Origin of the sequence: Neobacillus sp. FSL H8-0543 (assembly GCF_038592905.1) — a bacterium.
GTDB lineage: Bacteria > Bacillota > Bacilli > Bacillales > Cytobacillaceae > Neobacillus.
On the sequence record NZ_CP151943.1, the window covers coordinates 2,126,362 to 2,142,617 of the forward strand.

General features: G+C 40.2%; 13 protein-coding genes. 7 read left to right on the top strand and 6 right to left on the bottom strand.

The annotated features are described in order from the left end of the window. Positions 1–41 precede the first annotated feature (41 nt). The 6 genes from NSS81_RS10470 (at position 42) to NSS81_RS10495 (ending at position 5,654) form a co-directional block, all read left to right on the top strand. On the top strand, positions 42–2,108 hold the full coding sequence (locus NSS81_RS10470; RefSeq protein ID WP_342433441.1) for an FAD-dependent oxidoreductase: 2,067 nt from the start codon (positions 42–44) through the stop codon (positions 2,106–2,108). Positions 2,109–2,886: 778 nt separating this feature from the next. Next, the gene (locus NSS81_RS10475) at positions 2,887–3,105 is read left to right on the top strand and encodes a DUF1659 domain-containing protein (RefSeq protein ID WP_342433442.1); all 219 of its coding nucleotides are present in this window, start codon (positions 2,887–2,889) and stop codon (positions 3,103–3,105) included. Between the two features lie 37 nt (positions 3,106–3,142). Next, positions 3,143–3,361, top strand: a complete 219-nt coding sequence (locus tag NSS81_RS10480) for a DUF2922 domain-containing protein (RefSeq protein ID WP_342433415.1) — start codon at positions 3,143–3,145, stop codon at positions 3,359–3,361. 68 nt (positions 3,362–3,429) lie between these two features. After that, on the top strand, positions 3,430–3,564 hold the full coding sequence (locus NSS81_RS10485) for a YvrJ family protein (RefSeq protein WP_342433416.1): 135 nt from the start codon (positions 3,430–3,432) through the stop codon (positions 3,562–3,564). Between the two features lie 737 nt (positions 3,565–4,301). After that, positions 4,302–4,967, top strand: coding sequence for a hypothetical protein (locus NSS81_RS10490; protein ID WP_342433443.1), 666 nt, complete (start codon positions 4,302–4,304; stop codon positions 4,965–4,967). Between the two features lie 375 nt (positions 4,968–5,342). After that, complete coding sequence (locus NSS81_RS10495) at positions 5,343–5,654, top strand: hypothetical protein (RefSeq protein ID WP_342433444.1); 312 nt, start codon at positions 5,343–5,345, stop codon at positions 5,652–5,654. A 932-nt stretch (positions 5,655–6,586) separates the two neighbouring features. On the opposite strand, the gene NSS81_RS10500 is transcribed toward NSS81_RS10495, so the two are convergent. The 6 genes from NSS81_RS10500 to NSS81_RS10525 are packed head-to-tail and all read right to left on the bottom strand — an operon-like array spanning position 6,587 to position 13,773. Beyond that, complete coding sequence (locus NSS81_RS10500; protein ID WP_342433445.1) at positions 6,587–8,128, bottom strand: APC family permease; 1,542 nt, start codon at positions 8,126–8,128, stop codon at positions 6,587–6,589. A 45-nt stretch (positions 8,129–8,173) separates the two neighbouring features. Then, the gene (locus NSS81_RS10505) at positions 8,174–8,908 is read right to left on the bottom strand and encodes a gamma-glutamyl-gamma-aminobutyrate hydrolase family protein (protein WP_342433446.1); all 735 of its coding nucleotides are present in this window, start codon (positions 8,906–8,908) and stop codon (positions 8,174–8,176) included. 48 nt (positions 8,909–8,956) lie between these two features. Further along, a complete protein-coding gene (locus tag NSS81_RS10510) occupies positions 8,957–10,444 on the bottom strand; it encodes an NAD-dependent succinate-semialdehyde dehydrogenase (RefSeq protein WP_342433447.1) in 1,488 nt (495 codons plus the stop codon). Further along, positions 10,431–11,843, bottom strand: a complete 1,413-nt coding sequence (locus tag NSS81_RS10515) for a glutamine synthetase family protein (protein WP_342433448.1) — start codon at positions 11,841–11,843, stop codon at positions 10,431–10,433. Before NSS81_RS10515 ends, NSS81_RS10510 begins: the two co-directional genes overlap by 14 nt. A 28-nt stretch (positions 11,844–11,871) precedes the next feature. Beyond that, complete coding sequence (locus tag NSS81_RS10520) at positions 11,872–12,633, bottom strand: SDR family oxidoreductase (protein WP_342433449.1); 762 nt, start codon at positions 12,631–12,633, stop codon at positions 11,872–11,874. A 15-nt stretch (positions 12,634–12,648) separates the two neighbouring features. After that, positions 12,649–13,773 carry a M20/M25/M40 family metallo-hydrolase gene (locus NSS81_RS10525; protein WP_342433450.1) on the bottom strand — a complete coding sequence of 375 codons (1,125 nt, stop codon included), beginning with the start codon at positions 13,771–13,773 and terminating at the stop codon, positions 12,649–12,651. 338 nt (positions 13,774–14,111) lie between these two features. Between NSS81_RS10525 and NSS81_RS10530 the strand changes: the two genes are divergently transcribed. Next, on the top strand, positions 14,112–16,190 hold the full coding sequence (locus tag NSS81_RS10530; protein ID WP_342433451.1) for a sigma 54-interacting transcriptional regulator: 2,079 nt from the start codon (positions 14,112–14,114) through the stop codon (positions 16,188–16,190). Positions 16,191–16,256: the final 66 nt, after the last annotated feature.

Consider the following 16,256-nt stretch of genomic DNA (forward strand, 5'->3'; position numbering starts at 1 on the left):
AGTCAGATACACCGATTATGTTAAAAGGAGTGGGATTTTTAATGGACTTTAAAAGACTTACACAACCTGGTAGAATCGGAAAAATGGAATTAAAAAACAGAATGATCATGCCGGGAATGGGGACAAATCTTGCAGCTGCAGATGGAACCGTTTCAGATGTAATTGTTAACTACTATGCACGAAGAGCAAATGGTGGCGTCGGCCTCATTATTACTGAAGTATGTTGTCCAGAACCTCAAGGACGGGTCATTCCGGGCGAAATTGAAATTACCAATAGCGCATTTATGCCAGGATTAAGCCGAATTCCACATGCCGTCCACTCAGGTGGCGCAAAGGTAGCGTTACAGCTTGCGCACGGCGGATGCTTTGCAAGTGAGTCGGTAACAGGACAGCAACCAATTTCTCCATCCGGTGTTGGAACCTTCCAACTTCCAAATGACACACCTCGAGAAATGACAATCGAGGAAATCAAATCATTAATTGAAAAATATGGGTTAGCAGCGCAACGAGCAAGACAGTGCGGGTTTGATGCAGTCGAACTTCATGGTGCACATGGATACATGCCGTTGCAATTTTTATCCGGTTACACAAACAGAAGAACAGACGAATATGGCGGTAGTTTAGAAAACCGCGCTCGCTTCGCACTCGAAACGATTCGCTCGATAAAAGAACATGCAGGAGAAGATTTCACTTTAATTTACAGACTATCTGCTGATGAAGATGTTCCAAATGGCATCACATTGAATGAGGCTTGTACATTTGCAAAGTGGGCAGAGGAAGCCGGCGCTGATGCGATCCACGTTTCTGCTGGAACATGGGACTCCCGCTTACACAAATACAACGATGTAATGGCTGGAAAAACAACAGCTGCTGGGAAAAATTTGACCGATGGCATCGCCACCTCCATGTGGGTTCAACCGAACTACACACCAAGAGGAACCCTACTGCCGCTGGCAGAAGGGATCAAAAAACATGTAACCATTCCTGTTATCGCTGTCGGTAGTATCTCACCAGAAATGGCCGAAGACACATTGGAAAAAGGAAATGCAGACTTTATCGCAATTGGTCGCCAAATCATCGCTGACCCAGACTACCCGGCGAAAATCACCGCTGGAAAACCGGAAAACATCCGTCGCTGCCTACGGTGCAACGAATGTCTCGGAGAGGTGATGAAGAGCAAAGGCATTTCCTGTGCCGTTAACCCTGAAGCAGGCAAGGAATTTGAAAGCTTTACAACCGTAACACCGGCCATCTATAAAAAGAAAGTAGCCGTGGTCGGTTCAGGACCTGCTGGTATGCAGGCCGTTTTAACCGCTGTGGAGGCTGGTCATGACGTAACATTATTTGAAAAAGATCTTCGTCTTGGCGGTACGCTTTATTATGTCGCCCTACCAGATTTCAAGACCGACTTCCGTGAATATACCAACTATATGATTCGAATGGTCCAAAACAGTGGAGCAAAAATCGAAACAGGCGTGGAAGTAACCGCCGAACTGATTCAGAGACGCGGCTTCGATTCCGTTATTGTCGCAACCGGTGCATCTACCTTCAAGCCGAACATCGATGGTGCTGAAGATGAAACGATTGGCGATCCGCTTGAAGTGCTCGACGGCAAGATTCCTGAAGGCGAAGAAATCATCGTTTGTGGTGCCGGACTTTGCGGCTGTGAAGTAGCGATGTTCCTCGCTGAAAAAGGCAAGAAGGTCACAATTGTTGACCAACTTTCTGAAGCGGCACAAGAAATGCCAATTTATAGCAGATGGGTGCTCAATGCGAAAATGGCTGAGCTTGAAATCTCAATCAAAACGAATCATAAAATTAACAAAATGACCGGAACCTATATTAATTGCACAACGAATGACGAAACGGTTCTCTACACAGCTGATGCCGTGGTTTGTGCCCTAGGTCTAAAATCAAGAAAAGGGTTAACCGAAGCATTGCGCGAAACCTGTGAGGAAGTCGAGATCCTCACGGTCGGAGACACCAATGCACCACGGAAAATAATCCAAGCCGTACACGAAGGCTACCATGCAGCCAGAAGACTTGGCCAATTCCCGGCACAACCAAGAAAAAATGCAAAAGTACTGGAAACAACAGTAGCACAGTAATTCGATAGGATCACGTTAAAATGAGGTATAGCCGATAGGCCATACCTCATTTTTTGTTTTTCCCTCACGCCCCTTTTCACCCATTATTACAAAGCCGCCTCTCGACAAACTTCTCTCCTCAAAAGTCACCCAAACCCCTCTATACCAGCAAAAACAGCAAAACCAATCAAACGTTTGATTAGCAAAAATTCCACTAACTAATCGTTTGATTAAATACATGCAAACCCTTTTATTTAAACGACACAGCCAGTTTGTTAGAAAATTTTCTGTCGATGATAGGCCTCAACCTTCGCTAACTATCTTCAATATTTATTTATAAAAACTAGTAACCTTCAAAAGCCGACACGTTTTAATACTAATCAAACGTTTGGTTAAATCCACCCCAATCACCGATAAACAAAGGATTTCTATTATGAAAATACGTCGAAATCTGTACTGTGTGGAGACGCATTCTTACCCTGAAATCTCAAGTACTAGAGTAAAGCTACATATTCAAATTACCAACAGAATGTTCCTGGTCTAGTAACCCAAATCTTACGATTTGGATGAAAGTTATGTATGCAAGGAGTAGTAGTAAGAAGAAATAGTATGTGTTCTGGCACCGTAAGGTGCCAGAACACAGTGCTTAATTCCTCAAACCGTTCTCTTTCACTATAAGAAAGAGGCCACCAGAACCGTCACCCTGGCCACCCCTGATCCCCCTCTAAACTATTTTTTCTCCCAACCTGTCCTTTTCACCTACTTTTATGTATATAGAAGGTGAAAGGAGGTGATTGAAATGGCAGAAACACTTTTAGCAGAGTCGAAGTTGCGTTTGGTTTTCCAGGCAGGGATTGATGAAGATGGCAAGCCAATCCTAAAAGCCAAGACCTTTGGCAACGTCAACAAAGCAGTAACAGCGGATCAGCTTTACCAGGTTACACAGGCAGTCGTAAGTTTGTCCGCCGACGAACTTAGCGGCGCGCAACGTATGGACAGCTTAGATCTTTTGGCGTAATGGTAGAAGAAATCTCAAATGATAGGAGGTGAAAACAATGGCAAAAACACTAGAATTGCAGTTTGTGACCGAGGGTGGGAACAACGCTAGACTTACAGTGGATAACCCGAAGGAACCGATTGAGGAAGCTGTCGTTAAACAAGCGATGGAAGCGATTATCGCAGCTGAAGTATTCTTCACATCTGGCGGTAAATTCGTCACCGCCAAAGGAGCACGAGTCATCGAACGTAACGTAACCGATTATGAACTAGTTTAATAGGGTCAGAGACCGGATTCAGTGATGAAGCCGGTCTCTTTCTACACTAGAAGAAAGGAGAAAAACATATGGAGCAAATCATTCCCTTCATTAGTGAAGTCGGATTCCCAATCGTTGTGACGCTCTACTTGCTGCATCGAATTGAATCAAAACTCGATGTCGTCGTCCAATCGATTCAGAATCTGCCTGAGCGGATGAAATGAAAGTAGTCGAAGTTAAGGGGTTTTGCACTAACCACTGGTGACACAGACTAGTTGAAATCCCCTGTTCTTCGACTGGAAGGCTTACATGGGTCATCCATTAGCTGCGGATTTCCAAACTACTTTTCACCCATTATTACAAAATCGCCTCTCGACAAATTTCTTTCCTCAAAAGTCACTCAAACCCCTCCATAACAGCAATAACAGCAAATCCAATCAAACGTTTGATTAGCGGAGAATATACTAACTAATCGTTTGAATAAATACGTCCAAAACCCTTTATTTAAACGAACACAGCCCAGTTCGTTAGAAAATTTTCTGTCGATGATAGGCCACAATCTTCGATAAACTTCTTCAATATTAATTTATAAAAACTCTTAACCTACAAAAACTAGCACGTTTTGATACTACACAAACGATTGATTAAAACTACACTCACCACTGATAAATAAAGAGTTTCTATTAGAAAATGCGTCGAAATATGACACCCCCGATAGATAGCGACATTCCTTTAACTAATCACAAAAAGTTTGATAAAACATGAGAAAAAAGCCACCAGAACTGGCCCCTTGGTTCCCAAACATTTCTGATATATATCTCTTACTTCAAAGCACATACATTGTGTGTGTGTGCATATTCTCCTATCATTTTTAAAAAAATCTGTGTGCACACGTTTAAGAAAAGAAATAATGGAAATGACTTTAGTGTAGATGGAGAAAAGTCTCAGGAGGTGGTGCTATATGCTCACAGTAATCCTCTCACCTGCAGCCGTTGCTTATGCGTTACGTGTGTCACCAGAAACAATCAGGCGAGCCATACGTGAGGGCGAGCTAAAAGCTGAATATTCACCCCAAGGTTATCACCTCAAACTAGAAGACGTACAGGAATTTTCAGCAGAAAAAGGGGTAGATCTGAACTTAGATGATCTTAAGGTTTATAACAATTTACCAAACAAAACCATTGCTGGCCAATCCTATTCTTCCAATCGAAAAAACACATCAAAATTAAGAAAAAAAACATCTTTAAGTAAAGATAAAAAAGACAGCGTGGTAACATCAATCCAAAATAACCCTGGGGTTATGATTGGAACCCTTCTGGGCACAGAACTTGCACGATTGAGTACCAAATTACAACTTGATTTGAAAAACCCAAATGTTATTGTCAGCCTGGGAGACTTCATTGGCTCGACTCTATCACAAATGCTAAAGATTCTAAAAGATGGGGAGATTACTTCCGAAGATAACAATAATTCAAGCCCATTTTTAATAGTGGCAAACACGGTAACTAGATTTACCCATGAAGCAGCAGACCCCTCTAAAATAAGTCATGAGGAATTGATTGAATGCACAACAAAAGCATTAAATCAGGCCCTAAGGAACCTATACTACAAAGGAAATACTAGTTGAACATAGCTCTATTTGTAAGCCATTCACTTTTGGTGATTTACTACACTTGAAAGGAGGTGATAAAAAATGATGAGATTTTTAGTCATTTGGGATCCATAGCTTAACGGACGGAAGCCAAATTAATTGAATGAAGTGCTTGCTAAATCTATCTATCTTGCGGATACTTTGGCATTCTCCACAGTCGCTTCTGATTAAAGAATATAAAAAAAGCTATCCAAAAGGATAGCCAAAGAAAAAAGTATTGTTACTCTTATTATGAACATTGGGGGGCTATTTATACCTTCTTAAAATCAGAAAGGCTTTAGTCCCTAGTATTCAAAAGAAACGAAGTACCTTTTAAACCAAAATCATATAAATATTTGGAGGATGATTACGATGCTAATTCTTCTAGCACCCATTTTAACAACTACAGTCAGTTCCTTAATGTCTGCAGGAGCCTTGGCAGCAACTACGGCAGCTGCAGCAACTTCGACCGCGGTGGCTTCTTCCATTCCAATACTGGGATCTGCCGTCGCCGGCCTCACAACTGCAACTGGGACAGCAATCGGCACAGCTGCAGGAGCAGTAGCAACCTCGGCAGGATTAGCAAATGCAGCTTCACTGGGGGGCATTGTCGGAGGAAGTACAACTACCGCTGGCAACCTTGCAGCCTTAAGGTCAGCAGGTAAAATAGTTTTTGAAAAATAATACGGTAGTGCCAAGGCAAGTCTCCATTGCCTTGGCTTTTTATCAAACCGACTCAGTACAAAATAAGGACATTACTTAAATATTATTATGGAGTCCAGTTTATTTTAGGCTAGTTGGCCCCCTATTCTTCAACCTTATCTGGTTATCCATAAGCATAGAATCCAAGACACTTTTCACCCGTTATTACAAGACTTGCACTCGACAAACTTCTCTCCTCAAAAATCACCAAAACCCCTCTACAACAGCACAAACACCAAATCCAATCAAACGTTTGATTAGTGGAAAATAGACTAACTAATCGATTGATTAGATATATGCAAAACCCTTTAATTAAACGAACTCAGTCCAGTTTGATAGAAAAATCCCTGTCGATGATAGGTCTCAATCTTCGATAACGATCTTCAATATTTATCTATAAAAACTAGTAACCCACAAAAATCAGCACGTTTTGATACTACACAAACGATTGATTAAAACCAGCCCAACCATTGATAAATAGAGAGTTTCTATTAGAAAATGTGTCGAATCATGTCCCCCTATACAGGGGACATTCTTCTAACACATCACTCAATGTTCAATGAAACAAATATGAAGTCTCCCTGCATTTCATCTTGCCCCACTGGCCCCAAATCTTACGATGTGGATTATTTGTGTGAACCATCCTTTTGCTTCCTACGGTGCGGGGTGGTTTTCCTGTTTTCTAGTACGTTTATTAGAAAGAAATAGCTATGTAGCCATGGCCATGGGGACGGTTATTATGGGGGGAAATCGGAAGCTTTGCCCGCAAAAAGGCACAACTAGCGGATATTGCTAGTTGTGCCTAAGGTCTTTTTTGTGCCACAAAACTATTCGCAAAATTTTTGATTGCCCGAGAAGAATGAAGTCGCGGTCCCTGGTCTATGGGATTTCAATCACCCGCAATTCTTATTTTGTTATCCTAACAAATAGGTAACAAGATAAAATCCAATACATAAGGCAACAACAATGCCTAACTTAGTTGCAAAACTTTTAAACTCTCGATCTAGTTCTTTCTTTTCTTCTTCAGTTGGCTCTGGGATTTCTTTTTTGGCCGTTTCGAAAAGCTCGGATTTTTCTCTCTCTTCTTTCCCATATGGCAACCTCGTCCATATTAAATAAAAGACCGCAGCTAACCCTAGCCATACAACACTTCCAATAATGACATTCAAAGGAAGACTCGTCATCATCCAGATGGTAAAACCTAAAACGAGTAAGGGTAAGACAGGTCCTAACGGAGTCTTAAAGGGCCTTTTTACTTCAGGTCTTGTATATCGAGCCACGATGTGAGTAATGGACATAAATCCATAAAGAAACAAAAACATAAATGCAGTATATTGTGCAATGAAAAGTAAGTTATTTGTAACCAATAATAAGATTGCCCCTATACCTGCAACCCATACGGCCAAGCCTGGTGTTTTTCGAGTTGAAAGCTTTCCAAATACCTTAGGAAGATATCCATTTCTCCCTAATGCATAATAGATTCGTGATGAACCTGTTAATAGAGGGTTAACGGTTGAAAAGTTACCCATAAATTCCGCAATCATAAATAGCAAAAATACTAAGGTTCCTACACCAGCTGTTTGCAATGCAAGCGCAAACGGCGCACCTGCATCTCTTAAGATGGTGACATCCGGCAAAATACCAACAACTACCCATTGCATAGTCGTAGTAATGGAAAATACGACAAATGGAACAAGGATTAATGCGCGTGGAATTGTTATGGTTGGGAACTTGACTTCCTCTGCCATCGTTCCAATCACTTCCTGCCCTGCATACGCCCACCAAATAAGAGTTACAGCCATTACAAATGTACTGCTATCAAACCACTCAGGGATAAAGGGATGATAGTTACTTGGCTCTAGAGATCCAAAGGATACAAAGAGAATCGAAACAAATGCAGCTCCCCACATTGTTAACATGATTACTTTTTGAGAAATGGCTACATCTTTTGTTTTATGCCAGTTTATAACGGTATAAATAAGGATTAATATGGAAGCAATGATAGCCGTTACTGTATAAGGAGCTTCACCGGAGACCATTACATTCCAAATTCCCAGATAATCAAGTGTGCTTAATAAATAGTTGGCAAAAGCTAAAGCTTCAGCTCCAACAGCAAAGTATCCAGCAAGAATGGCCGTTGCAATAATAAATCCGAAGAATGGACCCAATTTTCCCCAAGATTCATAGGCATAAGCATAACTTCCTCCAGAAAAAGGAAACATGGCTGCTAACTCGGCATATACCAGAGATGTCAAAAGGGCGATAACCAAGGCGACAAAATTTCCACCTAATAACATTGGTCCAAGAAATCCTACTGCATTCGTTGATACAGTAAATAGCCCAACCCCGATAACAAGCCCTGCACTCATCATAATTGTCGTCGCCAAGTTAAAATTTCTCTCTAGTTTATTTACATTTTTGCTTGTTGGAGTATTGATCCCCTTTTCAATTTCCATTAACCTTCCCCCTTCCTTCATCTTTACGTTTTTTTTATACAAGAATCACTTTTTCACAGAAATTCTTGAGCATGCCCTAATGAATTCTAAAAACAACCTATTCATAAGTGAATTAGATTTAGACATAAACTCAGGGTGGAATTGTACCCCCAAAACAAATGGGTGAGAATGATGTTCAACAGCTTCAATTACCCCATCGATTGAAGTTGCTACAACGTTTAACCCCTCCGCCAACCGGTTAATAGACTGATGATGAAAACTATTAACTCTTACAGATTCTTTTCCCCAAATTCGAAAAAGGTTACTATCTTTCTTGACCTTTATGGAATGTGTATCTTCATTCAGTTGCCGTCCCTTCTGAAAATGCTGAATCGGTTCCTTTACCTGGCTTTGAATATCCTGATAAAGGGTACCTCCTAAGGCTACATTAAGTACTTGCGTCCCTCTACACACTGTCAGTATGGGAAGTTTGTTTTTTACTGCGTCGTTGGCTAAAGCTATTTCCACCTCATCCCTCTGGGGAATCGTATCCCCCAGACGAATATGCGGCTCCTGTCCATAAAATTTAGGATGTACATCTTCACCACCTGTAAGAATAAGTCCATCACATAACTTCAATGCTTCAAGTGCTAGATTTCGATCATGACTGGGGATAATGATGGGTAATCCTCCATTGGCAGAAACGGAGGCAGTAAAATCCTGATGGACATAAGAACCTTCTGTATAGTAGTTATGATGGACATAACCTGCAGCTATTCCGATTACAGGTTTTCGATTCAACTTGCCTACCTCCTAGTAATCTTATAAATTAGGGTTCTTCCACAATCCCTAATAACTTAAGGCAACATATTTTAATTCAAGGTACTCCGTTAACCCGTGATGCCCGCCTTCTTTTCCAATCCCACTTTCTTTCACCCCTCCAAATGGAGATTGCACATATGCAAGTGAAGTACCGTTGACCCCAATACCCCCAGCTTCCAACCCATCGATTAAACGATAGATTCTAGAGATATCTTGGGAAAAGAAATAGGCCGCTAATCCATAGGATGTATCATTACTTTTGGCTACTACTTCAAGCTCATTCTCAAACGTTAAAATCGGAGCAACAGGACCAAATATTTCTTCCTTAATAATAGACATTTCTTCTGTTAAGTTTGTTAAGACCGTTGGAGCATAAAAATTCCCTTCAGAAAAGTCACCCTCTGTTAATCGGCGCCCGCCCGCTAAAACCTTTGCTCCACTTGCATGGGCATCTTCTACAAGACGCTCTACTTTATCAAGATAACTTTTGGCCACAAGCGGACCAATTTGAACGTCAGGATCGAAACCATTCCCTACTTTTAACTGGTTAACTTTTTCCGTAAATTTCTCAGAAAACTCAGCCTCGATACTCTCATGTACATAAATCCGATTGATTCCGTTACAAACCTGGCCCGAGTTTTCAAACTTATTGTTGAAGATTGCTTCCACCGCTTTATCCACATCCGCATCAGGAAAAACAATGGCCGGACAGTTCCCACCCAACTCTAGTGATAATCGCTTCATCGTGCTGGCTGCCTCCTGCATAATTTGTTTCCCGACAGCAGTTGAGCCTGTAAAGGAAATTTTTCGTACCCTAGCATCTTCGATAAGAACTTTCCCGACTACATCTTCATCGCCAATAACAAGGTTTGCCACCCCAGCAGGTATGCCCGTTTCCATTAAATATTGAATAAGGGCCACCGACGTTCTCGGCGTTTCCGGTGCAGGTTTTAAAACAAACGTGCAGCCAGCAGCTAAAGCGGCAGCTGTTTTTCTAATCACAGTACCAGCTGGCATATTTGTAGGTGTGATCAGTCCGACAACCCCTACAGGCTGTTTCATAACCATTAGCTTTTGGTCTATGTTAGATGCGGGAAGGATTTCGCCATAGGCTCTTTTTCCTTCCTCTGCATACCAGCGAATAATCAGAGCCGAACCGAATATTTCTCCCAAAGCTTCGTTGATTGGTTTTCCTTGCTCCTCCACAATGATTTCAGCCAACTTTTTCTGATGCAATAGTAAGGAATCAGCCCATTGCATTAAGTAGGCAGCACGACTCTCTGCAGGCAGTTTTGCCCAGCCTTTAAATGCTGACTCAGCAGACTGTAACGCCCAAAGAGTCTGTTCTTTAGTAGCACGGGGAACGATTCCAATCACCTTGCCAGTGGCTGGATTGATTACGTCCATCGTCTCATTGCCTTCAACCTTTTCACCATTGATCCACATATAATTTAATCTATTAAGCTTAGTCGCTTCCATTCTCTTTTCCCTCACTTCTTTGCTAAATGAACTCAAAATACTTCCTTCTCTCCCAATCGGTTACCTCGGTGAAGTATTGCTTAACTTCTAGCCTTGCTGCCGTCAAATAATGTTCTACTACCTCATCACCAAGGATGGAACGGACAATTGGACTTTTGTCGAACGCTTCAATGGCATCGAGTAAATTGGTAGGAAGCTTTGGTAAATTTAAACCCGATAAGTCGCCTTTTACAGGAGCAGGAGGCTCTATTTCATTTTCAATCCCGTATAGGCCAGAGGCCAGACAGGCGGATAACACTAAAAAGTAGTTGATATCTGCTCCAGAAATCCTATTTTCAATCCGGCAGGCATTTTTCCTTCCAACCGTCCTAAACGAAGCGGCACGATTATCGATTCCCCAGCTTACTGTATCGGGTGCCCCCGCCGAAGTATCAGCCAACCTTTTATAGGAATTAATATAGGGAGCATAAAATAACATGAAATCCTTTGATAAAGCCAACATTCCTCCCAAAAAGTGGCGGCCAATTTTGGATAATTGGTGCTCTCCATCTGGGTCCCAAAATAAATTCGTACGTCCTTCCAAATCCCATAAGCTAATATGTGTATGTCCGCCGCTTCCCGCTGAAGTTGTAGACACTTTTGCCATGAAAGTTGCCATGATATCATTAAGGATAGCCATTTCTTTAATACCAGATTTATAAACAGCGGTTCGGTCTGCCATTTCTAAAATCTCACTGTGCTGGATGTTTAATTCTACTTGGCCTAACCCCCACTCCCCTTTAAGGCTGTCAACAGGTATATTGGCTAACTCTAAATTTCGAGTTAATTGTTTTAAAAACCAATCATCCACATTCAAACGGTAGATGGAATAATCGACTGGATACGGAAAAAGCGGTTTTGGGTCATGAAAGTTTTTCTCTTGGATGGATTCTGGTGTTTCCTTATATAAATGAAATTCCAATTCTGAAGCTGCCTGAGCTGAAAAACCCATTTCTTTAGCTATCTTAATCTGTTTTTTCAAGATACTTCGGGGGGCAACTTCTACTGGCTTTCCTTCATCATCATAAGCATCACACATAACAAATGCTGTTTTTTCCACCCATGGATACAAACGTAAAGTATTTAAATCCGGAACGGTCTTAATATCGTGATAGCCAGTATTGATATTGCAATATTCGAACTCTCCTAAAGTCAAGCTGATGTCCCATGCAAAATTCAGTGCACAGGTGTGAATACCTCCTTTTAGATCTGAGATAAAATGGTAGGCAGGCACTTTCTTACCATATAAACGCCCCTGCATATCAACCCCGGCAAGAATCACCGTATCCACTTCACCTTTTTCAACAGCCAATAAGAAACTCTCCCAGTTAAAAATAGGTGGATTATTATGATTATAATTTTTAATCGTTTGGAAATTTGTTTGCTTCGTAACCATATAAGCTCCTCCTTTAATATTTAGGTATCTATTGAATCGTCCATCCACCATCGACAAAAATGGTCGTACCTGTTATATAACTTGATTCATCCTGCGCTAGGAACAAAGCGGCATTGGCAATATCCTCTGGTTGGGCAACCCTTTTTAACGGAACACGTTCCATGATCCATTCAACAGCCTCTGGATTTTCTAAAGCCCTTTTTGTAAACGGAGTTTCTACAATACCAGGTGCAATTGCATTTACATTGATACGATACTTTGCTAAATCAAGTGCAATCGCTTTATTTAATAAATTAAGACCACCCTTTGAAGAATTATAATGAGGCTGCGGACTTCCGCTGCTTGAGACAACATAATGGGCTTCAACAGACGTTAAATTGACGATTCTTCCTTTAATTCCAAGTTTGATCATCCCTTTTGCTGCAGCTTGCGAACATAAAAATGGGCCTTTTAAATTTACATCGTGAACTTTATCCCATTCTGCTTCTTCTAATTCTAAAAATGGGGTAAAACCTACAATTCCAGCATTATTCACGAGAATATCGAGTCTGCCGAACTCATTTATTGTTTGTGCCACCATGTTCTCAACATCACTCTTCTTTGCAACATCGACTTTTACAAACAGGGTCTTGCTGCCCTCAGGGCTTAAAGCAATCGTTTCGTTTGCCCCTTGTTCATTAATGTCAGCAATAACAACAGCAGCACCCTCCGCTAAATATTTAAGGGCGATGGCTTGCCCGTTTCCTGAACCTCCACCTGTTACAATCGCAACTTTTCCTGCTAATCTCATAGTTATACATCCCTTCTAACTTTTTTTGGAATAACTCATTACATAGTCTATAAGAATACTTTTAAAATCTAGTAAAGAATTAATAAAAACATATTCCCCTTTTCCATGGTGATTAGCACCTCTGGGTCCAAATTCCACTGCCGGAATGCCACGGGTCGCATAAAACCTCGTATCAGCAGACCCATCTTGGCCAAAAATCCTTACATCGCTGCCTAAAACATTTTCTGCAGTATCCTTAAGGCGGATCACAAATTCATTTAAAGGATTTGTCTTTACTGGATCCCCTCTCGAGATAATTTTCAACTCTGCATCCGTTATACCTCTGATTTGGTCGAGAATATCCTCTGGATTTTGATCCGGTAAATAACGAATATCTAAAATGAGGCTGCAGCGATCTGGCACCCGGTTTATGGCTCCTCCTCCATGAATGCGCGCAAGATTTATAGAGGGTCTATCAAAAAACTGACTTTTTTCCTTAAACAAATCAAGCCTTTCAATTTCTTTATAGGCATGAAATGCTTTTAAAATAGCATTCTCCCCTAACCAGGGTCTGCTTCCATGAGAGGCGGTACCTAGAAATTCCAGACTAATTTGAAGGATTCCTTTTGCTTGGACAGCAATATCTAAATTTGTAGTCTCTCCGCAAATAACCATGTCGCCTAAGATTCCATTTTCAACAAGATAACCAGTACCTTTTTCTCCCCCTGTCTCTTCATCAGGGACTAATGAAAGGATCACTCTTGCAGGAAGTGTCTTTTTTGATAATTCTACAAATGCATGCATCATAACCGAAACCGCGCCGAGCATATCGAAACTGCCTCTCCCGTAAATTTTTCCATCATCTACAAATGGAAAAAATTGATCTGCTTCTGCAGGTACAACATCAAGATGTCCATTAAATATAATAATGGGCCCCTTTTCTCCAATTTCAGCAATAAGACTTTTATATCCGTCATTATTAATGAAAGTTGTTTCAATTCCCCTTTGTCTTAACCATTCACTACAATAATCAACCGCTAAATTAATATTTTCTTTCGTAGTAGTTTCAAACTGAATGAGCCTAGTAGTGAGTGAAATAATGGAGTTTACCTCTATTTCATATTCATCCGTTTTCAAATGAGATGACCATGATTCCTGCATTTACAAACATTCCCCCTTCCATTTGGACATTTTGTCCTTTTTAAAATTCAATCCTAAAAACGTAGGATTTATATTATCTATTTAAATGCAATTTCCGTGCCAAAATAGCTGTTTGTTTCTTCTTTCATCTTACAGACTCTTATTAAAGCTTAGTTATAACCAATAACTAATTTAAACCTTCAGAATTAATTGAATATTCGTGTTTATATTCTAGAATAAAAGCAGGTAAATAGTTATAATTAAAATAGGACAAATGGGATAAATATCACTTTCAACTATTTATCCCATTATCAAAAGTTCATTTGCTGGTCAGTTCCATGTGGGAGTGTGAAGAAGGAATGAAAAAAATCAGTATGGCGATTGTTGCCGGTGCAGAGAAAACGTGTGAATCTATTAAAGAACAGCTGCAGACTCTATTTGGGGACTATATCAATTTTGTTGCTTTTCCTATAGATAAACTATCGGAAAATGAAACAGAATTTCCTCTTGTTCTCGTAAGCAACCAAAAGTTCATTCAGAAAGTAGTTTCTGTCTTTAAATCAAGTGCTGAATTTTTAATCATCCATCGGACGATATCTAAAGCAGGTTGGGATCAAGTAGTAAATATCCCACATAGAAAAAAGATGCTAGTCGTCAATGACTGTTTCGAATCTACGCAAGAAACCATTGCTATCCTGCAAGAATTGGGTGCTAGGCATATACAAATGGTTCCTTACTATCCAGGCGTACTGATAAATGAGGAAATTAATTCTGCACTTTGTCCAAGCGAACTAGAACTTGTTCCTTCCAATATTTCAGATATTGTAGATATCGGACAAAGAGTATTGGATACAAGTACTTTAGTAGATTTATTACTGAAAGCAGACCTGCTTAACAGTGAAACCCAAGCGATTATTCTTAATTATTCCAATACCATCATCCCGCGGAGTCAAGGCTTTGAAAATACTATGAATGAGTTAATCAACACACAAACTTTATTACAAAGAGTGTTAAATCTAGTGGAGGGCGGCGTTATTGCGTTTGATAATCAATATAAAATTACTTATTTAAATGTAACCGCAGAGAGACTGTTCAATGGACAAACCATAAATCAGTTAGGCGAGAATGTCGGGGATTTATTGGAACGGGAAGGTTTAAAAATCAACTTAAGGAGCAATATAAACAATCAGATTGTTAAAATAAAACGGCAAAATTATATTCTAAATAAAATGAATCTCCATGAACATCAAACCAAAACTGGAGGGGTTATCACCTTTCAAAACGCAAAAATAGTAGAGGAGTTAGACAGCAATCTTCGTGTTCATTTAAAAGAAACTGGCTATGAAGCGAAATATCATTTTGACGACATTATTACCTCCTCACCGAAAGTAAAAAAACTGATTACCCATGCAAAAAGAATGTCCAAGTCGGACCTAATTGTTTTAATTCAAGGGGAAACGGGAACGGGTAAGGAATTGTTCGCACATGCTATTCACAACTATTCCAATCGTACTACGTTTCCATTTGTAGCGGTTAATTTTAGTTCATTGTCTGATAACCTACTAGAAAGTGAACTATTTGGATATGAAGAAGGAGCTTTTACGGGAGCAAAAAAAGGCGGAAAGCCAGGATTATTTGAACAAGCGCATAAAGGGACCATATTTTTAGACGAAATTGGTGACATTACCCCTAATTTACAAACACGCCTATTACGGGTGCTTCAACAAAAAGAAATCATAAAGGTTGGAGGAACAAAAATCATTCCTGTTGATGTTAGAATAGTCGTGGCAACGAACCGTGATCTTTTGCAGCTAGTTTCAAAAGGCCAATTTCGTGAAGACCTCTATTATAGGCTAAAGGTATTGCAGGTAGATATTCCCCCGCTTAGAGAACGAAAAACAGATATTCCTACCATTATTAATCACTTTTCAAGACAAAAAGGTTTAGGAGGATATTTTTCCAAAAGAGCATTAAATGCACTTTCAGATTACCATTGGCCAGGTAATGTTAGAGAGTTGGAAAATACAATTGATTATTTATGCGCAATGAGTGAAGGAGAAATTAGAATTGAAGATTTGCCCATAGATTATCCATCCTCCTCCCTATCAAAACAAAGCAGTGATGAAAATAATCAAAACAACAAACATAAACAGATGCTGCCATCCGATCAATTAGATCAAACTCTTATCCCTCAAGAATACTTGGATATAGATAGAAAAACCTTTATTTTAAATCTAATCTATACAGCCAGGCTAAACGGCCAAAATGCAGGAAGAAGAAGTTTAATTGGTCTGTCAAGATGTAAAGGAGTTCTCTTTACTGAAAATGAAATTAGGGATGTCGTTAATGAACTAAAGAGTGAGGGCCTGCTCGAAGTTTCTATTGGACGATCTGGCTGCAAAGTAACACAAAAAGGATATAGGCATATCAATAAGTAGTTCACTTACCTTGCTATCATATTATGTTAAAATATAGACAGTCATTTGAACGTTTTGGAGGGGGAC